The sequence below is a fragment of the Paraplanobispora takensis genome (genome assembly GCF_016863195.1).
Classification (GTDB): Bacteria; Actinomycetota; Actinomycetes; order Streptosporangiales; family Streptosporangiaceae; genus Planobispora; species Planobispora takensis.
Map to the genome: position 1 here is coordinate 93,745 of NZ_BOOK01000038.1, position 24,966 is coordinate 118,710.

The 24,966-nt window shown below is 74.2% G+C and carries 25 protein-coding genes; 14 read left to right on the forward strand and 11 right to left on the reverse strand.

From position 1 onward, the window contains the following. Window positions 1–114: 114 nt before the first annotated feature. Complete coding sequence (locus Pta02_RS26565) at window positions 115–1,347, forward strand: FAD-dependent monooxygenase (protein WP_203877660.1); 1,233 nt, start codon at window positions 115–117, stop codon at window positions 1,345–1,347. Window positions 1,348–1,412: 65 nt separating this feature from the next. On the opposite strand, the gene Pta02_RS26570 is transcribed toward Pta02_RS26565, so the two are convergent. From Pta02_RS26570 to Pta02_RS26580, 3 genes are all read right to left on the reverse strand, one after another. Next, window positions 1,413–1,658, reverse strand: coding sequence for a hypothetical protein (locus tag Pta02_RS26570; RefSeq protein WP_203877661.1), 246 nt, complete (start codon window positions 1,656–1,658; stop codon window positions 1,413–1,415). Between the two features lie 302 nt (window positions 1,659–1,960). Next, window positions 1,961–2,647: a response regulator gene (locus Pta02_RS26575; RefSeq protein WP_239131239.1), complete on the reverse strand. Its 687-nt coding sequence runs from the start codon at window positions 2,645–2,647 to the stop codon at window positions 1,961–1,963. Next, window positions 2,644–3,828, reverse strand: coding sequence for a sensor histidine kinase (locus Pta02_RS26580; protein ID WP_203877662.1), 1,185 nt, complete (start codon window positions 3,826–3,828; stop codon window positions 2,644–2,646). Before Pta02_RS26580 ends, Pta02_RS26575 begins: the two co-directional genes overlap by 4 nt. Before the next feature lie 133 nt (window positions 3,829–3,961). Here Pta02_RS26580 and Pta02_RS26585 point away from each other — a divergent pair, with 133 nt between their 5' ends. From Pta02_RS26585 to Pta02_RS26615, 7 genes are all read left to right on the forward strand, one after another. Further along, window positions 3,962–4,648 carry an ABC transporter ATP-binding protein gene (locus tag Pta02_RS26585; protein WP_203877663.1) on the forward strand — a complete coding sequence of 229 codons (687 nt, stop codon included), beginning with the start codon at window positions 3,962–3,964 and terminating at the stop codon, window positions 4,646–4,648. Beyond that, on the forward strand, window positions 4,645–5,382 hold the full coding sequence (locus Pta02_RS26590; protein WP_203877664.1) for a hypothetical protein: 738 nt from the start codon (window positions 4,645–4,647) through the stop codon (window positions 5,380–5,382). Before Pta02_RS26585 ends, Pta02_RS26590 begins: the two co-directional genes overlap by 4 nt. Window positions 5,383–5,503: 121 nt before the next feature. Then, on the forward strand, window positions 5,504–6,136 hold the full coding sequence (locus tag Pta02_RS26595; protein WP_203877665.1) for a hypothetical protein: 633 nt from the start codon (window positions 5,504–5,506) through the stop codon (window positions 6,134–6,136). Beyond that, entirely contained in the window at window positions 6,136–6,720 is a 585-nt protein-coding gene (locus Pta02_RS26600) for a hypothetical protein (RefSeq protein WP_203877666.1), read from the forward strand. The genes Pta02_RS26595 and Pta02_RS26600 overlap by 1 nt, the downstream gene beginning before the upstream one ends. Then, complete coding sequence (locus tag Pta02_RS26605) at window positions 6,717–7,751, forward strand: peptidoglycan-binding domain-containing protein (protein ID WP_203877667.1); 1,035 nt, start codon at window positions 6,717–6,719, stop codon at window positions 7,749–7,751. The genes Pta02_RS26600 and Pta02_RS26605 overlap by 4 nt, the downstream gene beginning before the upstream one ends. Continuing rightward, a complete protein-coding gene (locus Pta02_RS26610; protein WP_203877668.1) occupies window positions 7,738–8,430 on the forward strand; it encodes an ABC transporter ATP-binding protein in 693 nt (230 codons plus the stop codon). Before Pta02_RS26605 ends, Pta02_RS26610 begins: the two co-directional genes overlap by 14 nt. Next, entirely contained in the window at window positions 8,427–9,668 is a 1,242-nt protein-coding gene (locus Pta02_RS26615; protein ID WP_203877669.1) for an ABC transporter permease, read from the forward strand. Before Pta02_RS26610 ends, Pta02_RS26615 begins: the two co-directional genes overlap by 4 nt. Before the next feature lie 111 nt (window positions 9,669–9,779). Here Pta02_RS26615 and Pta02_RS26620 read toward each other — a convergent pair whose 3' ends face one another. The 4 genes from Pta02_RS26620 to Pta02_RS26635 form a co-directional block, all read right to left on the reverse strand. Next, window positions 9,780–10,445, reverse strand: a complete 666-nt coding sequence (locus Pta02_RS26620) for a response regulator (RefSeq protein ID WP_203877670.1) — start codon at window positions 10,443–10,445, stop codon at window positions 9,780–9,782. After that, a complete protein-coding gene (locus Pta02_RS26625; RefSeq protein ID WP_203877671.1) occupies window positions 10,442–11,950 on the reverse strand; it encodes a HAMP domain-containing sensor histidine kinase in 1,509 nt (502 codons plus the stop codon). The genes Pta02_RS26620 and Pta02_RS26625 overlap by 4 nt, the downstream gene beginning before the upstream one ends. A gap of 109 nt (window positions 11,951–12,059) precedes the next feature. Beyond that, complete coding sequence (gene menD / locus Pta02_RS26630) at window positions 12,060–13,715, reverse strand: 2-succinyl-5-enolpyruvyl-6-hydroxy-3-cyclohexene-1-carboxylic-acid synthase (RefSeq protein WP_203877672.1); 1,656 nt, start codon at window positions 13,713–13,715, stop codon at window positions 12,060–12,062. After that, window positions 13,712–14,677: an o-succinylbenzoate synthase gene (locus tag Pta02_RS26635; protein ID WP_275423615.1), complete on the reverse strand. Its 966-nt coding sequence runs from the start codon at window positions 14,675–14,677 to the stop codon at window positions 13,712–13,714. Before Pta02_RS26635 ends, menD begins: the two co-directional genes overlap by 4 nt. A gap of 77 nt (window positions 14,678–14,754) precedes the next feature. Here Pta02_RS26635 and Pta02_RS26640 point away from each other — a divergent pair, with 77 nt between their 5' ends. The 3 genes from Pta02_RS26640 (at window position 14,755) to Pta02_RS41430 (ending at window position 17,939) form a co-directional block, all read left to right on the forward strand. Further along, window positions 14,755–15,939 carry an AMP-binding protein gene (locus tag Pta02_RS26640; protein ID WP_203877733.1) on the forward strand — a complete coding sequence of 395 codons (1,185 nt, stop codon included), beginning with the start codon at window positions 14,755–14,757 and terminating at the stop codon, window positions 15,937–15,939. Window positions 15,940–15,988: 49 nt separating this feature from the next. Then, window positions 15,989–16,327, forward strand: coding sequence for a hypothetical protein (locus Pta02_RS26645; protein ID WP_203877673.1), 339 nt, complete (start codon window positions 15,989–15,991; stop codon window positions 16,325–16,327). A gap of 184 nt (window positions 16,328–16,511) precedes the next feature. Next, window positions 16,512–17,939, forward strand: a complete 1,428-nt coding sequence (locus tag Pta02_RS41430) for an RNA polymerase sigma factor (protein WP_239131240.1) — start codon at window positions 16,512–16,514, stop codon at window positions 17,937–17,939. Window positions 17,940–18,104: 165 nt separating this feature from the next. On the opposite strand, the gene Pta02_RS26655 is transcribed toward Pta02_RS41430, so the two are convergent. Continuing rightward, a complete protein-coding gene (locus tag Pta02_RS26655; protein ID WP_203877674.1) occupies window positions 18,105–18,503 on the reverse strand; it encodes a hypothetical protein in 399 nt (132 codons plus the stop codon). Between the two features lie 151 nt (window positions 18,504–18,654). On the opposite strand from Pta02_RS26655, the gene Pta02_RS26660 reads away from it, so the two are divergent. Then, entirely contained in the window at window positions 18,655–19,242 is a 588-nt protein-coding gene (locus tag Pta02_RS26660) for a TetR/AcrR family transcriptional regulator C-terminal domain-containing protein (protein WP_203877675.1), read from the forward strand. A gap of 532 nt (window positions 19,243–19,774) precedes the next feature. After that, entirely contained in the window at window positions 19,775–19,966 is a 192-nt protein-coding gene (locus tag Pta02_RS26665; RefSeq protein ID WP_203877676.1) for a DUF5999 family protein, read from the forward strand. A 38-nt stretch (window positions 19,967–20,004) separates the two neighbouring features. Here the strand turns inward: Pta02_RS26665 and Pta02_RS26670 are convergent, their stop codons facing one another. Beyond that, entirely contained in the window at window positions 20,005–20,610 is a 606-nt protein-coding gene (locus tag Pta02_RS26670) for an alpha/beta hydrolase family protein (RefSeq protein ID WP_203877677.1), read from the reverse strand. 83 nt (window positions 20,611–20,693) lie between these two features. Here Pta02_RS26670 and Pta02_RS26675 point away from each other — a divergent pair, with 83 nt between their 5' ends. Further along, window positions 20,694–21,071, forward strand: coding sequence for a hypothetical protein (locus tag Pta02_RS26675; protein WP_203877678.1), 378 nt, complete (start codon window positions 20,694–20,696; stop codon window positions 21,069–21,071). Window positions 21,072–21,107: 36 nt separating this feature from the next. Here Pta02_RS26675 and Pta02_RS26680 read toward each other — a convergent pair whose 3' ends face one another. Together Pta02_RS26680 and gcvP are read right to left on the reverse strand one after the other, a co-directional pair. Next, window positions 21,108–21,890, reverse strand: coding sequence for a hypothetical protein (locus Pta02_RS26680; protein ID WP_203877679.1), 783 nt, complete (start codon window positions 21,888–21,890; stop codon window positions 21,108–21,110). A 117-nt stretch (window positions 21,891–22,007) separates the two neighbouring features. Further along, entirely contained in the window at window positions 22,008–24,860 is a 2,853-nt protein-coding gene (gcvP, locus tag Pta02_RS26685) for an aminomethyl-transferring glycine dehydrogenase (protein WP_203877680.1), read from the reverse strand. Window positions 24,861–24,966 lie beyond the last annotated feature (106 nt).

Consider the following 24,966-nt stretch of genomic DNA (forward strand, 5'->3'; position numbering starts at 1 on the left):
TCTAACACAAGTGTTTTGAACAATCGTCTTGCACGATTGTCTGAGACCCTTGTACCGTCAGTGCTGTCCGAGGCGATCGCCCAGGACGGACACCGCCGGCAGGGAGCCGCAGTCATGAAGAACGCGAACGTGTTGATCTCCGGCGCCGGCGTCGCGGGCGTCACCCTCGCCTACTGGCTCCGGCGGCACGGCTTCACCCCGACCGTCGTGGAGCGCGCCCCCGCCGTCCGCGCGGGCGGTTACAAGGTCGACGTCCGCGGCGCGGCGCTCACGGTCGCCGAGCGCATGGGCCTGCTGGAGGAGATCCGCGCGATGCGCACCGACGTGCGGAGCGGCGTCGTGGTCGACGCGACCGGCAGGCGGGTGGCGAGCATGGACGGCGACACCTTCGGCGGCCGGACGCACGGCGACGCCGAGATCCTCCGCGGCGACCTGCACCGCCTGCTGTACGAGCGGACCCGTGAGTCGGTCACCTACCTCTTCGGCGACTCCATCACCGCCCTGCGCCAGACGCCCGACGGGGTCGAGGTCGACCTGGCGAGCGGGCACAGCCGTACCTTCGACCTGGTGGTGGGGGCCGACGGCCTGCACTCGGTCACCCGCGCGCTGGCGTTCGGGCCGCAGGAGCGGTTCGTCCACGACCTGGGATACCGCATCTCGATCTGCGGCGTGCCCAACCACCTCGGGCTGGACCGCGAGGAGGTCACCTACATCGGCCCCGGCAGGACGATGCTCGCCTACAGCACGGCGGGCGACGACGGCGCCAAGGCGATGTTCCTGTTCGACGCCGCCGGAGTGGACGGCGAGCCGCGCGACCCCGAGGGACAGCGGCGCGCCCTGGCCTCCGCCTACGCCGGTGAGGGCTGGGAGGTCCCGCGCTTCCTGGAGTCCATGCACGCCGCCGCGGACTTCTACTACGACTCGATCAGCCAGGTCCACATGGACCGGTGGTCGTCGGACCGGGTGGCGCTGCTCGGCGACGCCGCGTACTGCGCCTCACCCGCCTCCGGCCAGGGCACCAGCCTGGCCCTGGTCGGCGCGTACGTGCTGGCGGGCGAGCTGGCCGCGGCCGGCGGGGACCACCGGGACGGGTTCGCCGCCTACGAGCGGGAGATGCGCCCGTTCGCGGCGGCGAACCAGAAGCTCGGCCCGGCCAACGTCAAGCGGATGGTGGTGCGCACCCGCCGGCAGGTCCGCATGTCGATGCTGATGCTCGGCCTGCTGGACAGGCTGCCGGGCAAGGAGCGGATGATGGCGAAGGTCATCGCGCCGATCCACAGGGCCGCCAACGCGATCACGCTCAAGACCTACGCGTCCCGGCCGGCGGATCGCCCGGCCGCCCTGTGAGCGGTTGCGGGGGCGGCCCCGGAGGGTCAGCGGCTTACGAGGCCCCACCGCTCCATACGCCCCGGTCAGGCGCGGGACTTGGCGGCGCTCTTGTGCTTCACCTTCTCCACGACCTCCTTCTCGGTGAGCTTCAGCAGGTCCTCCAGCGTCACCACCGGCACCGTACGGGCCCCTTCCTGGGCGTAGGCCGTGGTGAGGGCCGCGCCGCCGGTCGCACCGCCGAGAGCCAGGATCACTCCGGCGACCAGGGGCAGGCCCAGCAGGTTGGTCACGACGCGGAGGATGAGGCTGACGGTGGCGATGTGAGTCATGGCGGAGATCCCTTGCGAAGCTGCGGAGCACCTCGTGGTCGGAAGTCGGTGCCGGATCCCGGTGCGGTGGGCGATGTGATCCGGCTCACTTCCTCCAGTGGGCCGCTCGGCCGTAGCCACTGAAGTGCACAAAAGGTGCAGAAGAGTTGCCGCCGCCAGGAAAGCCTCATATCCCGGCAAAGTCCGCCGACAATCGCTTTTCATTCCGTCGCGCCGGTCGGCCGCGCGGGCCCGCGATCAACTCCGCCCCGTGGTGGTCCACAGGCCGGAGCCGGGCGCCCGGAGGCCCCGATGGACCGGGGTCAGCGCTCGTCCGGGGCGAGGCCGTGCCGGAAGGCGTAGGTGACGGCCTGGGCCCGGTCGCGCAGGCCCGCCTTGGCGAACAGGTTGTTGATGTGGGTCTTGACCGTCGCCTCGGAGATGAACAGCTCCCCGGCGATCTCGCCGTTGGACCGTCCGGCCGCGATCAGCCGCAGCACCTCGGCCTCCCGCGGGGTCAGGCCGTCCGGCAGCCGGGAGGCCCTGCGCGTCCCGACCGCGGCCTCGGCGAGCCTGCGCTGCACCTCCGGGTCGAACTGGGCCCGGCCCTCCGCCACGGCCGACAGGGCGAAGGCGAGCCCCTCGGCGTCGGTGTCCTTGGTCAGGTAGCCGCGCGCCCCCGCCCGGATCGCGGCGAACACCGACTCGTCGTCGGAGTAGGTCGTCAGCACGAGGACCTGCACCTCCGGGCAGGCCGAGCGGATCCTGCGGGTGGCCTCCACCCCGTCCATCCGGGGCATGCGCAGGTCCATCAGCACGAGGTCCGGCCGCAGCCTCCCGGCCGTCTCGACCGCCCGCTCACCGTCGGCCGCCGTCCCCACCACCTCGATCCCCGGCAGCAGACCGAGCAGGAGCACCAGCCCTTCACGCACCACGGTCTGGTCGTCGGCGACCACCACCCGCACCCCACGCCCCCGCGCACCCGCCGTGCCCGCGCCCGGGCCGGTCACCCCGTCCCGCCTTCCACGCTGTCGTGCCCGCCCTGGGCGGGGACCCGCAGCAGCACGCCGAACCCCTCTCCGCAGGGGCCCGCCGTCAGGGAGCCGCCGATCAGCTCGGCCCGCTCCCGCATGCCCACCAGCCCGTAACCGGACCCGGCCGGGAGCCGAGCCCCCGGCGACCCCGGTGATCCCGGTGATCCCGGCCGCCCCGGCGCCCCTCCGGTGTCGCGCACCTCCAGCTCGCACCAGCGGCCGGAGCGGCGCAGCGTCACCGAGGCCGAGGCCCCGGGCGCGTGCCTGCGCACGTTCGTCAGCGCCTCCTGGGCCGTACGGGCCACCGCGAGCCTGGCCTCGGCCCCCATCGGCCCGAGGTCCGGCGCGACCGACACGGTGCAGTCGTCGCCGGTCACCGACCGGAACTCGACCGCGAGCCGTTCCAGCCGTTCGGCCAGCGGCAGTTCCTGCCCGCGCAGCGCGTCCAGGGCCCGGCGGGTCTCCTCCAGGCCCGTCCGCGCCAGCCGTACGGCGCGCTCGACCCGGTCCAGCGCCGCCGCCGGGTCCTGCCCGCGTCCCAGCAGCAACCGCGCGCCCTCCAGGTGCACGATCTGCGCCGACTGGGAGTGCGCCAGCACGTCGTGCACCTCGCGGGCCAGCCGGGTGCGCTCGGCGAGCACGGCCTCGCGCGCCCGCGCCTCGGCCACCTCCGCCGTCCGATCCCGGGTCAGTGCCAACTGCCGGATGAGGAAGGCCATCGCCGCCGAGTAGGCCAGGCCCAGGATGTTGCCGACCAGAGGCCCGCTCTCCATCCGGAACAGCAGGGACACCGCCGCGAAGCCCGCGGTGCCGGCGACCGCCAGCGCCGCCGCCGGCCGCAGCGCCGCCCGGAACGGCAGGAGCCAGACGGAGGCGTACAGCAGGGCCGCGCCGGTGTGGGGGACGGCGGCGTGCAGGATGAGCCCGCCCGACACGGCGAGGCCGAACAGCACGGCGTTGCGGCGCTCCCCATCCCGCACCAGCGCCCACAGGCAGCAGCCGGAGGCCGCCGCACCGGTCACCAGCACCGCCGCGGCCGCGGCCCATCCCCACCGCTGCGCCGCCTGCGCCGTCGCCCAGCCCGCCCCGGCTAGCAGCTGAGCCGCCATCAGGACGACGAAGGCCCGCAGGACGACGGGACGACACAACCAGGACACGGCCGTCACGCTATCCCGGCCGCCTCTCCCCGTCATGGACCCGTGGGTGGAGATCGTCCTCCCCCGGCCGGACATCGGCGGGTCCGTCCACGGGCCCGTGAACCGGGCGCGTCCCCCGCGGCACCGTCGGAGCATGTCAGTCATCACCGTCACCCGTCTGGGCAAGTCCTTCGGTCGCGTGCGCGCCGTCGACGACCTGTCGTTCAGCGTCGAGCCGGGCGCCGTCACGGCCTTCCTCGGCCCCAACGGCGCGGGGAAGACCACCACCCTGCGCATGATCCTCGGCCTGGTCACCCCCACCTCGGGATCGGCCACCGTCGGCGGCCGGCCGTACCGGGACCTCACCGACCCCCTCACCGCGGTCGGCGCGGTGCTGGAGGCCGCGGCCTTCCATCCCGGCCTGACCGCCCGAACCCACCTGGAGATCCTGCGCACGGCCGCCGGGCTCGCCCCGGAGCGCGTCGATCACGTCCTGGACCAGGTCGACCTCACCGGCGCGGCCGATCGCAGAGTGGGCGGGTTCTCCCTGGGCATGCGCCAGCGCCTCGCCCTGGCCACCGCGCTGCTGGGCGACCCGGCCGTGCTCATCCTCGACGAACCCGCCAACGGCCTCGACCCGGCGGGCGTGCACTGGCTCCGCGGTTTCCTGCGGGCCTACGCCCTGCAGGGCCGCACCGTCCTGGTCTCCACCCACGCGCTCGCGGAGATCCGGCAGATCGCCGACCACGTGATCATCATTTCGGGCGGGCGGATGGTCTTCACCGGCCCGCTGGCCGCCGGCTCCGACCTGGAGGAGCTGTATCTGGAGGTGACCCGGTGAAGGATCTCATCCGCGCCGAACTGGTCAGGGCCCGCGCGAGCCGTACCGTACGGATCCTCGTCGTCCTGGCCCCGGTGACCTGCGTGCTCTGGGCCGTGCTCCCGGTCGCCCTGATGGGGGCGGACGGTCCGCTGTCCGTCGACGACCGGGTCCGCAACGTCTACGCCATGGCCCAGCAGGCCTACGTCTTCACCCTTCTCCTGGGGATCCTCGGCACGGCCGGGGAGTTCCGCCACCAGACGATCACCTGGCGGTTCCTCGTCACCCCGGACCGCGGCCGGGTGGTCAACGCCAAGCTGGCCGCCTACGGGATCGTCGGGCTGGTCGTCGCGGCCGTCTCGGCGCCGGCCACCCTCGCGGCCGGGGCGCTGCTGCTGCACCTGGGCGGGCATCCGGTCACGGCACCGGGCGTGCCGGCGGTCCTGCTCGGCGCGGTTCTCGCCGTCACCGGGTACGGCCTGCTCGGCGTCGGACTCGGCGCGCTCATCCGCAACCAGACGGCGGCGGTCGCCGTGGCCCTGATCTGGTTCATGTACGCCGACTATCTGCTCACCATGCTCCTGCCGGGCCTGGGCCGCCGGCTGCCGACCGGAGCGGCCCGCGCCCTGGCCGGGATGAGCATGGAGAACGCCGAGCTGCTGCCCGCCTGGGCGGGCGGGCCGCTGTTCGCCGCCTACGTGCTGGCCGCCGTCCTCGCCGCCCGCCTGATCACCCTCCGCCGAGACGTCACCTGACTCTTCTTCGCCGATACGGCCCGGGTCTTCTCCGGTACGGCCCGGGCTCCCCCGTCGGAGGGAGTCCGGGCCCCTCCGCGGAGCGATGTGCCGGGCCCCTGGCGGGACGAGCCTGAAAGTCATGACACCCCTCCCGGCAGACGAAGCTCTGCCCCACCTGCCGCGCCGGCTCAGACCGACGCCGGAACCTCACGGCGGCCCGCTGAGGAGACCCGCCCGCGTCCTGCTCCCCTGTGCCCTGCTCGTTCCCGCCCTGGCCGCCTGTACGGCGGGCACCGGGTCAGCCGCGGCCCCCACCCCCACGCCGACCGGGCAGAACCGGCAGCAGCTGATCACCGCCCTGAAAGACGTCGCAGCCTGCTTCCGGCAGAACGGCGTCCCCGGCGCCGGCGACCCGGAGGTGGAGGCGGACGGCTCCGTCGGCATCCCCGGCGTTCCGGACCCGATCCCGGCCGCGGCGCAGACCGCGTGCGCGCCGCTGGAGCGGCGGGCCGCCGCCGTCGGCAAGGGCGGCGGGGAAGAGCGCTACACCGCGGCCCAGATCGCCCAGCTCAGGAAACTCGCCCGCTGCTTCCGCGAGCACGGCGTACACGACTGGCCCGACCCCGACGCCGAGGGGCGCTTCCGCGTCAACCAGCGCCTGGCCGACCTCGGCAAGCGGGCCTGGCTGCCGGCCCGGGCCGCCTGCAAACAGTACTTCGTCGGCAGGGGCATCCCGGTCGTCGAGCCCGGCGACGGGAACAAGGGGGACTGATGACACCGGGACCCTACAGCGTGACCCAGCGCGGGCCGTTCAGGAAACCGGCCCTGCTCGCGTGCGCCCTGCTCGTTCCCGCCCTGGCCGCCTGCACGGCGGGCACCGGGTCAGCCGCGGCCCCCACCCCCACGCCGACCGGGCAGAACCGGCAGCAGCTGATCACCGCCCTGAAAGACGTCGCCGCCTGCTTCCGGCAGAACGGCGTCCCCGGGGTCGGCGACCCGGTGACGGAGGAGGACGGCGCCGTCCACCTGCCCGGAGTGCCGCGCCCGGTCCCGGAGAGGGCGCGGAACGCGTGCGTCTCACAGATACGGCGAGCCGACTCCCTGAGGGACGCCGGGGAACCGCGCTACACCGCGGCCCAGATCGAACAGCTCAAGAAGCTCGCCCGCTGCATACGCGAGCACGGCACGCCCGACTGGCCCGACCCCGACGCGCAGGGACGGTTCCCCCTCGACCGGCGCCTGGCCGGCCTCGACAAGCAGGCCATGCGGCCGGCCCTGGAGGCCTGCGAGCAGTACTTCGTCGGCGGGGGCATCCAGGTCGTCGGGCCCGGCGACCAGGGCGGGGGGAACAGGTGAGGCGGGGCGTCACCGCACTCGCGGGCGTGGTCGTGCTGGCCGGGGCGGGCGGGGCCTGGGCCGTGCTCCGCCGTCCCGCGCCGCCGGTCACCGTCGCCGCCCCGTCCACCGCGACCGCCCAGGTGGTCCGGGCCGACGTCGCCGAGCGCACCCAGGTCAACGGCATCCTGTCCCACGCCGGTTCCCACCAGGTGCACGGCGCGGGCGGCACCCTCACCCGCCTGCCGGCCGTCGGCGCCGTCATCACCCGCGGCCGCGCCGTCTACGAGGCCGACGGCAGGAAGGTCCCGCTGCTGTACGGCGCGCGCCCGGCCTGGCGCACGCTCACCATCGGGACGACGGGCGCGGACGTCCTCCAGCTGGAGCGCAACCTCAAGGCCCTGGGCTACACCGGCTTCACGGTGGACCGGACCTACTCCCCGGCCACCTACTACGCCGTGCGCCGCTGGCAGGACGACACGCGTCTGCCGGTGACCGGCACGGTCCCGCTGGGGCAGGTCGTGTTCCTGCCGCGCGCGCTCCGGGTGACCGCGCACGACGCCACCCCGGGAAGCCCGGCGCGGGGACCGGTGCTGCACGGCACCGGCACGGCCCTGGTCGTGTCGGTCCAGCTCGACCCGGCCCAGGTCGCCCGTGCCAGAGTCGGAAACCGGGTCCTGGTGACGCTGCCCGACGGTTCGGAGCGCAGGGGAAAGGTCACCGCCGTCAGCCCGGTGGCGACCGTGCCCCAGAGCACGGAGGAGGGGCAGCCGCAGGCGACCGTGCCGGTCACGATCCGGATGTCCGGCCGCCCGGTGCGGGCCCTGGACCGGTCCCTGGTCCAGGTCGCCCTGACCACGCGGGAGCACCGGGACGTACTGGCCGTACCGGTCGTCGCGCTGCTGGCCCGCCCCGGCGGGGCCTACGAGGTCGTCTCGGACGGGCGGCGCGTCCCGGTGGAGGCCGGGCTGTTCGACGAGACCACGGGCCTGGTGGAGGTCACCGGCCTGAGCGAGGGCCAGTCCGTGGAGGTGCCCGGTGACGCTGCTTGAGCTGCGCGATGTGTGGAAGGTCTATCCCGGTGAACCGCCCGTCGAGCCGGTCAGGGGGGTCGGGCTGCGGATCGAGGCAGGTGAGATGACCGCCGTCCTCGGCCCCTCCGGGTCGGGCAAGTCCACCCTGCTGCACCTGATGGCCGCGCTCGACCGGCCCACCTCCGGCTCGGTGAACCTGGCCGGATACGCCGTGCAGGAGCTGGGCGACCACAGGCTCGCCGGGCTGCGCGCCTGCTTCGTGGGGGTGGTGTTCCAGCGGTTCTTCCTGCTGGAGGGCCTCACCGCGGTGGAGAACGTCGCGACCGGGCTGCTCTACCGGGGCGTGCGGGCCGGGGCGCGGCGAGCGCGGGCCGCCGAGGCCCTCGAACGGGTCGGCCTCGGGCACCGGACGCGGCACCGGGCGGCGAAGCTCTCCGGCGGCGAGCGGCAGCGGGTGGCCATCGCCCGCGCCCTCGTCGGCGGCCCCGCGATCGTCTTCGCCGACGAGCCGACCGGGAACCTGGACTCGGCCACCGGCGCGGAGATCGTCGCACTGCTGCGGGAGCTCAACGGACAGGGCACCACGCTGGTCGTCGTCACGCACGACCCCTCCGTGGCCGCCGCCTGCCCGCGCAGGATCGAGCTGCGTGACGGGCAGGTCGTCCGGACGACCAGGGTGCGGGAGGCGACCCGATGACCGGTGACGCGAGGGCAGGCGGCCCTACGGCGGACGGCCCGGCGGCGGTGCCCGCCTCGCGTGTGCGGGCGGGGGACCTGCTGGTCACCGGCACGCTGGGGCTGCGGACGCGGCGGCTGCGCGCGGTCCTGTCGGCCCTGGGCATCGCCATCGGCATCGCCGCGATCGTCGCGGTGCTCGGCGTCACCCGGTCCGGCCAGGCCGCGCTGCTCGCCGAGATCGACCGCCTGGGCACCAACCTGTTCACCGTCGCCGCCGGCTCCGGCTTCGGTGGCGGGGAACGGCCGCTCCCGGTGAGCGCGACCCCGATGTTGCGGCGCGTGGACGGCGTGATCGCCGTCGCGCCGACCACCCAGCTGAACGCCAGGTACGTCTACCGCAACGACCTGGTGCCGGTCGGGCAGAGCGGCGGGCTGGCCGTGCGGGCCTGCGACGCGACGCTGCTGGCCACGCTCGACGGCCGGGTGGCGCAGGGCGCGTTCCTGGACGCGGTCTCCGCCGCCCACCCCGTCACCGTCCTCGGCCACGAGGCCGCGCGGACGCTGGGGATCACCCGGCTGGACCCCGGCACCCGCGTCCGGCTCGGCGGCCACTGGTTCACCGTGGCCGGGATCCTCGACCCGTTCCCGTTCGCCCCCGAGGTGGACCGGTCGGCGCTGGTCGGGTTCGGCGTGGCGGAGGCGCTTCTCGGCTACGACGGATATCCGAGCCGGCTGTACGTGCGGGTCCGGCAGGACCGGGTGGAGGCGGCGGGCGCGCTGTTCAACGCCACGGCCGACCCGGTCAACCCCGACAGCGTGGAGGTGAGCCGCCCCTCCGACGCGCTCACCGCCCGGATCGCGGTCGCCGAATCGGGGGCCGTGCTCTTCGTCGGGCTCGGCGCGATCGCGCTGCTCGTCGGCGGGATCGGGGTCGGGAACATCATGGTGATCTCGGTGCTCGAACGGCGCGGCGAGATCGGCCTGCGGCGTGCGCTCGGGGCCACGCGCGGGCACGTCGCCGGGCAGTTCCTGGCCGAGTCGCTCACCCTCGGTACGGCCGGCGGCGCGGCGGGGGTGCTGATCGGCGTCGCCGTCACCGTGGCGCTGGCCCGCGACCGGGGCTGGAGCGTGCTGCTGCCCGCCGAGGCGCTGTGGGGCGGCCTGGCGGTGGCGGTCGTCGTCGGCGCGCTCGCGGGCCTCTACCCCGCGCTGCGGGCCGCCCGGCTGGCCCCCGCCGACGCGCTGCGGACCGTCTGACCGGTGTGGATCCGAGCTGAGATCCAGGAGCCGACCGGACGGGAACCCGCGGAACCGTCCCGGCGCCTCGCACCCCGGCGCCGGCCGGGATGCGGGGCCGGTCCCCCGGCGCTACGGTCCGTTCGTTTCACTCAGGGCCTCGTCCAGCGGGACGAGGCCCTGCTGCAGCCCGAAAATGGCCGCCTGGACCCGGTCGGCGAGGCCGAGCTTGGCCAGGATGCTCGACACGTGCGTCTTGACCGTCTCCCGGCTGAGCGACAGGGTCCGGGCGATCTCGCCGTTGGACCTGCCGCGGGCCAGCTCCACCAGGACCTCGCGCTCGCGCGGGGTGAGCGACGCCAGCGGGTCGCGCCGTCCCCCGCCCCTGACCCGCTCGGCGAGCAGCGCGGCGACGCCGGGCTCCAGGAGGCCCTGCCCGGCGGCGGCCCGCCGTACCGCCTCCACCACGCGGTCCACGTCCGTGGTCTTCGACAGGTACGACAGGGCGCCGAGCCGTACGGCCTCCACCACCCGCTCGTCCTCCATGAACGACGTCAGCGCGATCACCGCCACCGGCTCGCGGAGCCCGGGGAGGCGGCGCAGCACCTCCAGGCCGTCCATGCCCGGCATGACCATGTCCAGCAGCATCACGTCCGGACGGAGCGCGGGGAGCGCGGCCAGCGCCCGTGCGCCGTCCGCGAACTCCCCGGCCACCTCGATCCCGTCCTCCTGGTCGAGCACGAACCGCAGGCCCTGCCGTACGACCTCGTGGTCGTCCACGATGAGCACCCGGATCATGGAACCACCACCGTGACCGTCGTGCCCCGGCCGGGGGCGCTGCGCAGCTCGAACGCGCCGCCGAGCTCGCACACGCGCTCGCGCATCAGGCGCAGGCCCATGCCGTGGCGGCCGTTCACGGTCTCCGGGTCGAAACCGGCGCCGTCGTCGCTGATCTCCACGCGCACGGCCGGACCGGAGCGGGCGAGCCGTACCCGCAGGAGGCCGGGGTCGCCGTGCTTGACCGCGTTGCCGAGCGCCTCCTGGATCAGGCGGAGGACGGCGTGCTCGGTGGCCGGGGCAAGCGTCACCTCCTCGAGCACGGTCTCCACCCGGATGCCGAGCCGGGTCTCGTAAGCGCGGCACAACTCCTCGACGGCGGGGACGAGCCCGGCGTCCTCCAGCGCCACCGGGCGCAGCTCCAGCAGCAGCGCCTGCATCTCGCGCATCGCCCGGGCCGAGGTGCGCTCCATGGCCTCGGCCTCCCGCCTGAGATGCTCGGGCGCGGCCCGGCGCATCCCCGCGGCGAGCAGACTGAGCGAGAACAGGTCCTGCGAGATGGAGTCGTGCAGCTCGCGGGCGATCCGGGCGCGCTCCGCCTGCCGGGCCTCCCCCTGCGCCGCCGCGCGCTGCGCGGCCAGCGCCTCCTCCAGGCGCCCGGTCATCGCGTTGAACGACTCCTCCAGCCGGCCGACCTCGTCGCGGCGCGTCACCGGGACGCGGTGCCGGAAGTCGCCCCCGGCCACCGTCCCGGCGACGACCGCCAGCCGCCGCATCCTGCCGATCAGGCGTCGGGTGCCGAGCAGCCCGAACAGCAGCCCGACCGGCACGCCGAGCACGAGGACCGCCGCTCCCGGCAGGATCAGCCCGGGCAGGAGGTCGGCCCTGACCGGTGTGCCGGAGCCCGGTGGCGCCTGGACCATGACGTAGCCCACGGTCTTGAGCTTCTCGGAGAGGCCGTCCGCGGGCTTCTCGCCCCAGGTCTTGAGCTCCCCGGAGGACCCGTCCCCGGCCCCCTTCCCTCCTGGCGGGCGCAGCAGCACCGGGCTCACGGCCCACAGCGCCTCCCCCGCCGGGGTCGTGCCCCGGCCGGTGGCCGCCGCCGGGATCCTCATCCGCTGCCCGGACGCGTACACGCTCCGGGCCGAGCTGGTCACGACCACGCCCTCGTCGTCGAGCAGCACCTCGACCGGCTCGCCGAAGACGTCCTCCTGCGCCGACCTGATCTGCACGCCCTCGGTGTAGCCCGCCGGGGTGCCGCGGAGGGACAGCTCGGCCCCGGCGTTCTCGGAGGCGATCGTGAGCAGCGTCATGGCGTCCGGCCCCGAGAGCTCGCCGACGACCTTGCTCACGATCAGGCTGAGGATCTTCGCGTCCCGCCCGGCCTGGCTCTGCAACCGCCGTTCGAGCTCCGTGCCGCCGATCACCGACGGGAGGTAGACGCCGAGGAGGACCGCCTCTACGACGATGACGACCGCGGCGGTGACGAGGACGTACGACGCCGCCATCCGGCCTCTGAGCCCCATTCCCGCAGCGTACTTTTCCGGCGCGGATCATTCCTCCCCCATCGGGGGGAGCCGGGAACGCGGTGGGAGCCGGAGGAGCCGGGAACGCGGCGGGGCCGGGCCCGCGGGTTCACAGGGCGGCGCGGATCGCCGTGCTCGCCGCCTCGCGCATCGTCGCGTGCAGGACCGCGTTGGCCTCGCGGTCGGTGCGCGCCTCCACGATGCGCACCCCCTCGCCGCGCATGGCCTTGGTGAGCTGGTCCGGCGCGTCGACGAAGGCGTACGGCGTGCCGGTGGCGGCGGCCAGGTAGGCCAGGTCCACCCCGTGCGAGGTGCCGAAGACCCGCTCGAACGGGTCGCGGAGCGCGGCCTGGGGCAGCAGCGAGAAGATCCCGCCCCCGTCGTTGTTGACCACGACCAGGCACAGGTCGGGCCGGGGCTCGCGGGGGCCGAGGATCAGCCCGTTGTGGTCGTGCAGGAACGTCAGGTCGCCCATCAGCGCGAACGCCGGGCCGGTGTGGGCCAGCGCCGCGCCCATCGCCGTGGAGACCACCCCGTCGATGCCGGCCACGCCCCGGTTGGCCAGGATCCGCACCCCGCGCCGGGGACGCATCGTCTGGTCCAGGTCGCGGATCGGCATGGAGGAGCCGGACACCAGCAGCGACCCGTTGGGCAGCGCGTCGACCAGATCGCGGGCCAGGCGCGGCTCGCTGAGCCCCGAGCCGTCCAGCACCCCGTCGATCGCGTCCCTGGCCGCGGTTTCGGCCCGGCGCCAGGCGTGCAGCCAGGTGTCGTCGCCGGCCGCGATCGGGATCTCCACGGCCTGCGCCACCTGGGTGGCCGAGCGGGTCGGGTCGGGCCAGCGGGTCAGGTCGGGGGCGACCACGATGTGCTCGTCGGCGTGCTTGAGCCAGTTGAGCAGCGGCCGGGACAGGCCGGGGCGCCCGAGGGTGACGACCACCTCCGGCCGGTGCGCGTCGGCGAACTCCGGGGTGCCCAGCATGAAGTGGTAGGCCGACATCGCGTGGTCGCCGTAGCGGGCCCCGCCGTTGGGCTCCGACAGCACGGGCCAGCCGGCCATGCCCGCCGCCGCGACGTACCGGCGCACGTTGGGGGCGCCGTCGCCGACCACCAGCACGCCCCGCCGGGTGGGGGGCAGGTGCAGCGCGACCGTCGGGGGCGCCACCCGGGCGCGGACCCACGGCCCGCCGGCGCCGCCGTCCAGCGGCTCGCACCAGGAGGGATCCCCGTCGGGGATCAGCGGCTCGCGGAAGGCCAGGTTCAGGTGGACCGGGCCGGGGTCGTCCGGGCCCATGGAGCGGTGGTAGGCGCGGCAGGCCAGGGAGCGCCAGTAGGCGACCTGCCCGGGCCGCTCCTCGGGGACGCCGACCTCGCCGAACCAGCGCACCGCGGTGCCGTACAGCTTGAGCTGGTCCGTCGTCTGGCTGGACCCGGTGTCGCGCAGCTCCGGCGGCCGGTCGGCGGTGAACACCAGCAGCGGCACCCCCGACTCGTGGGCCTCCATGACGGCCGGGTGGAAGTTGGCCGAGGCGGTGCCCGAGGTGCAGATCAGCGCGACCGGGCGCTCACCGCGCCGGGCCAGGCCCACGGCCAGGAAGGACGCCGAGCGCTCGTCGATGCGCACGTGCAGCCGGATCCGGCTGTCGGCGTGCGCGGCCAGGGCCAGCGGGGCCGAACGGGAGCCGGGGGCGAGCACCACGTCCGTGAGGCCGCAGCGCACCAGCTCATCGACCAGGACGGTCGCGAGCGCGGTCGCGGGATTCACCGGACTGCCTCCTCAAGACGGCGCACCCAGGCGGGTGACTCCATCTCATAGCGTGCCAAAGCGGTCTCATCGACGGTGGGACGCCACACCGCGAGCATCCCGTCGACCGGGACCAGCGGGTCGGCCACCACGTCCCCCTCCAGCAGGGACAGGGTGCCCAGGCCGCAGGCGTAGGGCAGCTCGGGCAGGGCGGCGGCCAGCGCCACCCCCGCGGCCAGGCCGACGGAGGTCTCCACGGCGCTGGAGACCACCGCGGGCAGCCCGCAGGCCTCCACCACGCGCAGCGCGGCGGCGACCCCGCCGAGCGGCTGGACCTTGACCACCGCGATGTCGGCGGCCTCGGCGGCCCTGACCCGGAGCGGGTCCTCGGCGCGGCGGATCGACTCGTCGGCCGCGATCGGCACCCCGACCTTCCGCCGGACGCGGGCCAGCTCCTCCAGCGTCGCGCAGGGCTGCTCGACGTACTCCAGCGTGAAGCGGTCGAGCTCGGCGATGGCGCTCACCGCCGTGTCGACGTCCCACGCCCCGTTGGCGTCCACCCGCACCCGGCCGGACGGGCCGAGCGCGTCTCTCACCGCCTCTACCCTGGCCAGGTCCTCGGCGAACCTCTGGCCCCGCTCCGCGACCTTGACCTTGACCGTGTCGCAGCCGGACCGCCGCGCCATCTCGTGGGCCTGCTCAGGGCCGACGGCGGGCACGATGGCGTTGACCGGGATCCGGTCGCGCAACGGCGCCGGCCAGCCGGTGAAGGCGGCCTCCTCGGCGCAGGCCCGCCAGCGGGCGCACTCGGCGGGGCCGTACTCGGGGAAGGGAGAGAACTCGCCCCACCCCGCGGGTCCCTCGATCAGCACGCCCTCGCGGACGGTCTGAGCGCGGAAGCGCGTGCGCATGGGGATGCGGAAGACCCGGAGCGAGCCGCCGTCCCACCCGGCCGTTCCCTCTCCCGGGCGACCGACTGTCACGATCGTTTCGCCCCTTCCGTCACTCCGGGGCCCTCCCGGCCGATGTCCGCCCTGTCGGGACTAACCTTACGACTGTGATGATTGGTCCCGCGCACACGGAGTCACCTTCCGGGGGGCCGCGGGAGCTGAACGCCGTCACACTGCCACCGGGACCCGGGCTGTTCCACGCGGTCGCCGCGGCGCTGGACGGCGACGGCCCCGCCGTCCTGCCGCTCTCGCCCGGCCTGCCGCCGGCCGCGCTGGCCGCCGCGCTCGCCACCCTGCGCCCCACCCATCTCGACGGGGTGCCCCGGCCCGACGGCGTCGGCGTTGCCGCCGGGGTGGCGGCGGTCATCGCCACCAGCGGCAGCACCGGCGTCCCCAAGGGCGTCGAACTGCCGGCCGCGGCCCTGCGCGCCTCCGCGTCGGCGTCCCTGGAACGGCTGGGGGCCGGGCCCGGCGAGCGCTGGCTGTGCTGCCTGCCGCCCTCCCACGTCTCGGGGCTGCAGGTGCTGGTGCGGTCCCTGCTGGGCGGGACCGACCCGATCATCCACGACGCCTTCTCCCCGGAGGCGGTCCTGGACTCCGGGGCCGGCCACGTCTCGCTGGTCCCCACCCAGCTGCGCCGCCTGCTGGAGGTCACCGGCGACCTGTCGCTCTTCCGCACGATCCTGCTCGGCGGGGCGGCGGCCCCGGCGGACCTGCTCGCCCGGGCCCGGGCCGCCGGCGCCCGGATCGTCACCACGTACGGCATGAGCGAGACGTGCGGCGGGTGCGTCTACGACGGCCGTCCCCTGCGCGGGGTGGACTTGAAGATCGGCGACGACGGCCGGATCCGCGTCGCCGGCCCCGTGCTGTTCTCGGGCTACCGGCTGCGCCCCGACCTCACCGCGGCGGCCACGGAGGGCGGGTGGTTCGTCACCTCCGACCTCGGCACGCTGGACGGCGGCGGGCTCGGCGTGCTGGGCCGGGCCGACGACGTCATCAACACCGGCGGCGAGAAGGTCGTCGCCGCCGCGGTGGCCGCGGTGGTCTCCGCCTATCCCTCGATCGCCGACGCCGTCGTGGTGGGCCGTCCCGACCCCGAGTGGGGCGAGCGGGTGGTCGCCGTCGTCGTCTCCCCCGACCCGCCGGCCCTGGCCGAGCTGCGGGCCTTCGTCAAGGAGCGGCTGCCCGCCTACGCGGCCCCGGCCGAGCTCGATGTCGTGACCGAAATACCACTTTTGCCCAACGGGAAGCCGGATCTCGTGTTCCTCCGTTATGGTCATAAGCGGGAACCGTGAGCGCGCTTGCGCACGTCATAGAGGTAACCCAACCAGGAAGGACGGCCCGATGAACCCAACCCGCAAGCTGTGGGTCTCCGCCGGAGTCGTGGCCGTGGTCCTCATCGGCGGCGTGTCCGTATCCGCGGCCGCCTCCGCCGGCGGGCTGGAGCGAGCCGGCAAGCCCACCCCCGCGACCGAGCCCAATCTTCCCGCCTCCGAGGAGACTCCCCCGCCGGCCCCGAGCACCGCTCCCGGGAAGACCTCGCCCCCCGAGGACTACGTGGTCTCCAGGGAGGTCAACCCCGACCCCGAATCGGTCACGCGTTACTGGACCGAGCACCGGATGGAAGGGGCGGAGCCGATGCCGATGCCGCAGGTGGAGGGTCCGGTGGACGTCACCGAGTAGGCGCACGGAACCCACCGCGTCGGGGTGGATCGGTCCCGGACCGATCCACCCATCATATTTTCCCCGTCAAGTCGGGAACAGAAAGGTCCCAAACGGGGTTATTGGTACTGGTGCGCCGAGCGGCCCCCGGCCGCCCCACCCGACATCCACAACACGACGACTCCGTAATGGAGGAGGTGTCCTCATGCCCCAAACCGCCGCCGCGACCTCATCCCCGTCCGAGGCCCCGACGACCCTCGCCCAGCTCCTGGACCGAGGGCGAGTTCAGGGTCACCTTTCTCTCGCGGAGCTGCGCCATGCGTTCGCCGAGGCAGGAGTCAGCCCGGCCGAGGGAAGGTCGATCCTGCGCGAGCTCACCGAGGCGGGGGTGAGCCTGGCCGCCGACAACGAGCCCGCGCTCGCCGCCGCGGTGAAGAAGACCGGTACCAGGAAGGCGGCCAAGCCGGCCGCCCGCAAGACCACCGTCCGCAAGAGCGCCGTGCCGGCCGCCGAGACCTCCGCCGAGATCTCCGGGACCCCCGAGGCCCCCGCGCCCGCGACCCGCCGGAAGGCGGCCGCTGCGAAGGCGAGCGCGAAGGCCACCGCGAAGACCGCCCCCAAGGACCTCGACCCCGAGCTGGAGCTGGACGGCGAGGAGTGGGACGAGGTCGACGAGGCCGATCTGGAGGCCGAGGCCTCCAAGGACCTGGACGACCAGTCCTCGGCCATGGGCGACTCGGTCCACACCTACCTGAAGTCCATCGGCCGCCGCACCCTGCTCACCGCCGCCCAGGAGGTCGAGCTGGCCAAGCGGATCGAGGCCGGTCTGTACGCCGAGGCCAAGCTCGAGGCCGAGCCCGACATGCCCGCCTCCATGCGCGACGACCTGGAATGGGTCGCCGAGGACGGCCGCCGCGCCAAGGACCACATGCTGGAGGCCAACCTCCGGCTCGTGGTCTCCGTCGCCAAGAAGTACACCGACCGCGGCATGGCCCTGCTCGACGTGGTCCAGGAGGGCAACCTCGGCCTGATCCGCGCGGTGGAGAAGTTCGACTACACCAAGGGCTACAAGTTCTCCACCTACGCCATGTGGTGGATCCGCCAGGCCATCCAGCGCGGCTTCGCCGACTCCGCCCGGACCATCCGGCTGCCGGTCCACGTGCTGGAGATGCTGTCCAAGCTGTCGCGCATCGAGCGTGACATGCACCAGCGTCTCGGCCGCGAGCCCACGCCCGAGGAACTGGCGGTGGAGCTGGACAAGACCCCCGACCAGATCGAGGAGCTGCTGCGCACCAGCCGCCAGCCGATCAGCCTCAACGCCACCATCGGCGAGGACGGCGAGACCACCATCGGCGACCTCATCGAGGACGTCGACTCCCCCGAGGCCTCGGAGGTGGTGGACCGCCAGCTGCTGGCCGAGCAGCTGCGCGGCGTGCTGGGCAACCTCTCCCCGCGGGAGGCCCGGATCATGGCCCTGCGCTTCGGCCTCGTCGACGGCAAGCCGCACACCCTCGACGAGATCGGCAAGCACCTCGGCCTGACCCGCGAGCGCATCCGCCAGCTGGAGAAGGAGTCCCTGTCCAAGCTGCGCCACCCGAGCAACACCCGCCCGCTGCTCGACTGGGCCAGCTGACCCGGCACTCGGCGCACACCCCCGGACCGGCCGTACGCGGCCGGTCCGGACAGCGAGATCCCCGGTACGCGGACCGTACCGGGGATCTTCTCGTTGTCCGGGAGACCGGGCTCGCTCGACCCCGTCCGGCGCGCGGCGCCGGGTCCACGGGGCCGGGCGCGCGCGTCAGTGCGCGGTGCCGACGGGCAGCACGTCGCGCGGGACGCCGGTGAGGCGGTGCTGCTCGCGCAGGGTGCGCAGGCGGTCGACCTCGCCCTTCCACATGGCCCCGTCCGGGGTGGCCCTGGCCTTGCGGCGGCTGATCCGGTCGTCGTAGGACCGGACGCCGAAGGCCGCGCGCTGGGCCGCCTCGGCGGCCCGCAGCGCCTTGGTCAGCACCTGGTCGAGGACCAGGCCCGCGGCCCGCAGCTCCTGGACGGAGGTCGAGGTGGCCTGTACCCGGCGCAGCTCCGCCTCCGCCACCCGGGCCTTCTCCAGGAGCTCGGGGAAGGTCTTCCCGACCTCCTGGTCGGCGTGGTAGCGAACCTCCGCCTCCCGGCTCACCCGCGGTCGGAAAAACGCCATCGCCTGTCCTCTCTCACCCCATCGCCGGGCGGCTCCCGGCGGACGACACCCCGCAGCCTACGCCGTCCGCCTCGCGCCCACCCACTTGGGGAGGTCGTGCCCGGCGTGGCTGCCTTTACACAGTAAGGCACCGGCTGGCACGATGATCCCCATGCCTGCCAAACGACCTCCGATCCCGCTGTCCAGGGAGCGCATCATCGAGGCGGCCCTGCACATCGCCGACGGCCAGGGGCTGCGCCGGCTGACGATGCGCCGGCTGGGCGACGCCCTCCAGGTGGAGGCGATGGCGATCTACCATCACCTCCCCCGCGGCAAGGACGCGCTCATGGACGCCCTGGCCGAACACGTCACCGCCGTGCACGCCGAGCCGGGCGACAGCTGGCAGGAGACCGCCCGGGCGTGGTGCCGGGCGAGCCGGGCGGCGCTGCGCGAGCACCCGGGGGTCCTGGCGCTGGCCCTGACCAAACAGCCCAAGGGCCGTGCCGCGACGGCCCTGCGGGAGCAGACCGAGCAGCTGGCCGAGGCCGGGCTGGCGGACGCGGCCGAGGCGGTACGGGCGCTGCGGGCCTACGTCCTGGGCGCGGTGGCGGTGGAGGTCCAGCAGTCGGGCTGGGCCGAGGCCCCCGACGAGGGTGACGAGCCATGGCGGCCCCCCTCCCAGGGCGGCGGCAGCCCGGCCGCCGACGCCGACTTCGAGCGCGGCCTCGACGCGATGCTGGCCGGGCTGGCCACCCGCTGAGCCGCTCCGGCCCGCCCCGTTCCGCCCGGGAGCCACACCCCGAGGCCGCCCCGGCCCGCCCGGGAGCCACGCCCCGACGCCGTCCCCGCCGCCTGTCGAACCGGACCGGAACGGCCTTCAGGCCCGTCCCCGCCGGCGTTCCGAGCACCCCGGACCGCGGCGGGGCCGTACGGCCCCGCCGCACGTCAGGAACTCGTAACCGATCGTTTACCCGGATTCGGCGTGTCTCACTTGGCCTGTTATGTCTCCATAAGGCACTCTGTGTTATAGGTCACATGCCCGAAGGAAGTTCCGTTGGGGCCATCCCCAGTGGCTCTCGAACGGTCCTAACTGACTATGTCGTCCGGACGTGACCTACAGCACACTTGTTTCCAAGGTGCGTACCTCACCCCGTTCGAGGTACGCACGGTCATATGTCAACCCAGCTGCTCGTCCCCCGTCACGGTGGGAACGGGGCCCCATCGGTGACGGTGCCCCCGGTCGCCCGATGTCGGTCCCGGCGAGCCGATACGAGAAATCCGGAGGCACGCCGATGTGCCCGCACGAGCCGTCCTGTCCGTCCGCTGATGCACGGGACCGCGAAGCCGCCCGAACCCTTGCGGCCCACCCCGAGCAGGGCTGGAGCCTGCTCTGCAACGGTGTGGTGCTGTTCGAGGACACCGGCGAGCTGCTGCCCGACGGCGCCGTCATAGAGCCGCACCGGCCCCTGCTCGGCGTCGCCTGAGCCGCGCGGCCCGCTCCGGGCGCCCCGCGGCCCCGGCCTCAGGCCCGGCCCGCGCGCATCCTGGCGCCCAGCCATCCCGCGACGATCTCGCCCACCCGGGCGGGATCCCTGTTCAGGTCGTGCCCCTCACCCGGCAGTACCACCAGATCGGTGGCGTCGGCCTCCTCGGGCACGCCGAACGGGTCACGCTCCCCGTTGACCACCAGCACATCCGCACCCGCCGCGCGCAGCTCCTGTGCCCTGGACCGTTCCGGCCTGCCCGGCGGGTGCAGCGGGAACGCCAGCGCGACGACCGCCGCCGCCCGCACCGCCCCGGCCGTACGGCAGGCGACCCTGGCCCCGTTGCTGCGGCCCCCCTGAGCCAGCGGCAGCCCCGGATGGGCCGCGCGCAACTCCTCCACCAGCGCCGTCCAGGCCTCGTCCTGCTTGACCGCCGAGCCCGGCGCCCGGGCTCCCCGCAGCCGGAAGGGCTGCGTCACCCTGGCGACCGTCCCGCCGATCTTCAGCACCTCGTCCCGTACGGCCAGCAGGTCCGGGGCCCCCACTCCCCCGCCCGAACCGTGCGTCAGGACGAGCAGGAACAGGGGGTCGGGCGCGTGATCGATCTCGACCTCGGCCGGACCGTGCGGCGTCATGAGCTCCATGCGACGAAACCGTACCCGGATGGACGGCAATCTCGTCCTCATGGCCGATACCGGCGGCCATACCGGGGTGCAGACTGAAAAGCGTGCAGGATTACAACGACATCCGTCAGGACATGCGCGCCACCATCGACGCCCGGCGCGACCTCGGCCCCGAGTACGAAGCCGCGCTCGTGGAGTCGTTCGTCGACCGTCTCGACGCGACCATCGCCGCCCGGGTGCGGGCCGAGGTGCACGCGACCGGCGCCTCGCCGTACGCGCCCTACCCCGGCCAGCCGTACCCGAAGCAGAAGAAGAGGGCCAACCCCTCGATCGCCATCGCCCTGGGCTCCCTGGGCATCGGCGTCCCGCTGACCGGCATCGCCGCGGCCGAGGCGGGCCTGGCGGGGCTGCTGCTGGCCTGGGGCGGCCTCGTGGCCGTCAACATCGCCCACGCCCTCGGCAACCTGCGTCACCGCGACTGACCCTCGGGCCCGGGCGCACAGACGGGGAGAGAAGCCTCAGGCGTCGCGGTCGAGCCGGAGGCGGACCTCCTCGGCGAGGCGCTCGTCGGCGTGGTCGAGGCCGTAGCGCCACACCTGCTCGGCGTCCTCGTCGCGGCCGCGCAGCGGGAGCGTGCGGGCCAGCAGCTCGATGGCCAGGGCGCCGGTCTCGGCGTCGTCGCCCTCCTCCACCGCCGCGGCGAACTCCGCGCACGCCAGCTCCAGGTGGGCGATGCCGAGCAGCACCCGCAGCCTCGGCACGTCGGCCACCTCGGGGATCTCCAGGGCCTCCAGGAGCGCGTCGGCGGCCAGGCCCGCCTCCCCCTCCTCCAGGAACGACTCGGCCAGCCGCTGCGCCGCGCGCGAGCCGATCTCCGGATCCCCGGTGGCCAGCGCGGCCCGCAGGGCCCGCCGGGCCTCCTGCTCCTCCGTGGCCAGGCGGGCCAGCGCCATGTGCGCCGGCGCCAGATAGGCGGGGTTGTCCAGCCCGAGCGCGGCCTGCCAGGCGGCCCGGGCCTGATCGGGCAGGTCCTCCCGCTCGAAGCTGCCGGCCAGCAGGCAGGCCGCCTGGGAGGCGAACTCGGGGTGGCCGGTGGCCAGCGCGGCACGGGCGGCCGCACGGGCGCCCGGCACGTCCCCGCGCTCCTGCAGCACCACGGCCAGCCCCACGGCGGCCTGGGCCCGGTCGGGCTCGTCGGGGTCGGCGGCCAGCTCTGCGAAGATCGTCGCGGCGCCGTCCAGGTCGCCGTCCTCGGCCAGCCGGCGCGCGGTGTCCAGGGGACGCGTGTCCACCTCAGGCATGCAGGATCCTTCCCGGGTACGCGGTCGCCCCGAGCCTAACGACTCGGGGCCGTCCGCGTCCCCCCGCACGCGCCCATCGGATGCGCGGCCCGCACGGGCGGGCCGCGTCAGGAGAGGTCAGTCCTCGTAGGCCGACAGGGGCGGGCAGGCGCACACGAGGTTGCGGTCGCCGTAGGCCTGGTCGATGCGGCGCACCGGCACCCAGTACTTGCCCTCGCGCAGCGACGCCACCGGGTAGGCGGCCTCGGTGCGGCTGTAGGCGTGGCCCCACTCGTCGGCGACCAGGCAGTCGGCGGTGTGCGGGGCGTTGCGCAGCGGGTTGTCGGTCTTGTCGTAGGCGCCCGAGGCGACCTTCGCGATCTCCTCCCGGATCGCGATCATCGCGTCGCAGAACCGGTCGAGCTCGGCCAGGTCCTCGCTCTCGGTCGGCTCGATCATCAGCGTGCCGGCCACCGGGAAGGACATGGTCGGCGCGTGGAAGCCGTAGTCGATCAGACGCTTGGCCACGTCGTCCACGGTGACGCCGGTCTCCTTGGTGATCTGGCGCAGGTCGACGATGCACTCGTGGGCGACCAGGCCGCCGCGCCCGGTGTACAGGACCGGGTAGTGCGGGGCGAGCCTGCGGGCCAGGTAGTTGGCCGACAGGATGGCCTGCTCGGTGGCGGCCTTGAGGCCCTCGCCGCCCATCATCCGGATGTAGGCCCAGGAGATGGGCAGGATGCCCGCCGAGCCGTACGGCGCGGCCGAGACCGGACCGACCGCCGAGCCCTCGCGCAGCGGGTGGCCGGGCAGGTAGTCGGCCAGGTGGGCGCGGACCGCGACCGGGCCGACGCCCGGACCGCCGCCGCCGTGCGGGATGCAGAAGGTCTTGTGCAGGTTCAGGTGGGAGACGTCGGCCCCGAACTCGCCCAGCTTGGCCAGCCCGACCAGCGCGTTGAGGTTGGCGCCGTCGACGTAGACCTGACCGCCGGCCTCGTGGACCATCTCGCAGATCTGGGTGATGGTCTCCTCGTACACGCCGTGCGTGGAGGGGTAGGTCACCATGATCGCGGAGAGCCGGTCGCGGTTCTTGCCGATCTTGTCGGCCAGGTCGGCGAGGTCGACGTTGCCGTTGTCGTCGCAGGCGACCACGACGACCTTCATGCCCGCCATGACGGCGCTGGCGGCGTTGGTGCCGTGCGCCGAGGACGGGATCAGGCAGACCTCGCGGCTGCCCTCGCCCCGCGCCTTGTGGTAGGCGCGGATGGCCAGCAGACCGGCGAACTCCCCCTGGGAACCGGCGTTGGGCTGGATCGACACGGCGTCGTAGCCGGTGACCTCGGCCAGCCAGCCCTCCAGCCCCTCGATCAGCTCGACGTAGCCCTCGGCCTGGTCCTCGGGGGCGTACGGGTGCAGTCCGGCGAACTCCGGCCAGGTGATCGGCTCCATCTCGGTGGTCGCGTTGAGCTTCATGGTGCAGGAGCCCAGCGGGATCATCGACTTGTCGAGCGCGATGTCCTTGTCCTGCAGCCGGCGCAGGTAGCGCAGCATCGCCGTCTCGGAGCGGTGGCTGTGGAAGACCGGGTGGGTCAGGTAGTCGCCCGTGCGCAGCAGCTCGCCGGGGATCGTGTCCTGTACGGCGTGCAGGTCGGCCAGGACGGCGCCGCTGACCTCGAAGGCGGCCAGGACCTGCTCCAGGTGGAGCGGCTCGGTGCGCTCGTCGCAGGTGATGCCGACGTGGTCGGCGTCGACCAGGCGCAGGTTGATCCCGTTCTCGCGGGCGGCCTCGACGACGCCGGCGGCGCGGCCGGGCACCCGGGCCAGCAGGGTGTCGAAGAAGGCCTCGTGCACGATCTCGACGCCGCCGTGGCGCAGGGCCTCGGCGAGCACGACGGCGTGCCGGTGGACGCGCCGGGCGATCCGGCGCAGGCCGTCGGGACCGTGGTAGACGGCGTACATTCCGGCGATCACGGCCAGCAGCACCTGCGCGGTGCAGATGTTGCTGGTCGCCTTCTCGCGGCGGATGTGCTGCTCGCGGGTCTGCAGCGCCAGGCGGTAGGCCGCGCGCCCGTCGGCGTCCACCGAGACGCCGACCAGGCGGCCGGGCATCTGCCGCTGCAGTCCCTCGCGGACCGCCATGTAGGCCGCGTGCGGGCCGCCGAAGCCCAGCGGGACGCCGAAGCGCTGCGAGGAGCCGATCGCGATGTCGGCGCCGAGTTCGCCGGGCGTGGCCAGCAGGGTGAGGGAGAGCAGGTCGGCCGCGGCGACCACCTGGGCGCCGAGGGCGTGGGCGGCCTCGGCCACCGACCGGAAGTCGCGGATGCGGCCGCTGGTGCCGGGGTACTGCACCAGGACGCCGAAGCACTCGGGCAGCTCGGCGGTGAAGTCGCTCTCGACCAGCTCGATGCCCAGCGGCTCGGCGCGGGTGTGCAGCACGGCCTTGGTCTGCGGCAGCGCGTCGGCGTCGATCACGAACACGTTCGACTTGGCCTTGCCCGCGCGGCGGGCCAGGGTCATCGCCTCGGCCGCGGCGGTCGCCTCGTCCAGCAGGGAGGCGCCGGCGACGTCCAGGCCGGTCAGGTCGGAGATCACCGTCTGGAAGTTCAGCAGGGCCTCCAGGCGGCCCTGGGAGATCTCCGGCTGGTAGGGCGTGTAGGCGGTGTACCAGCCCGGGTTCTCCAGCAGGTTGCGGCGGATGACGGCGGGGGTGACCGTGTCGTGGTACCCCAGGCCGATCATCGAGGTCAGCACGGTGTTGCGGGCCGCGAGGGCGCGCAGCTCCCCGATGGCCTCGGCCTCACCGGCCGCGGCGGGCAGGGCGAGGCGGTCCTTGGCCCTGATCGTCTCGGGCACCGCCACCGCGATCAGGTCGGAGACGGAGCCGAACCCGACCGCCTCCAGCATGCGGGCCTGGTCGGTGTCGTCGGGCCCGATGTGGCGGGTCGCGAACGGCGGAGGGGTGAGCTCGCTGAGGGGTGACAGATCGGTCATGGAAAGCCTCCCGAGGCGGTGGAGACCGGCGCTGGGCGCGGGCGTGTGCTGCCGGATCTCCCCCTCTGTCATCTCGACCTGAGAGCTTCACCTGCCCCGGAGGGGC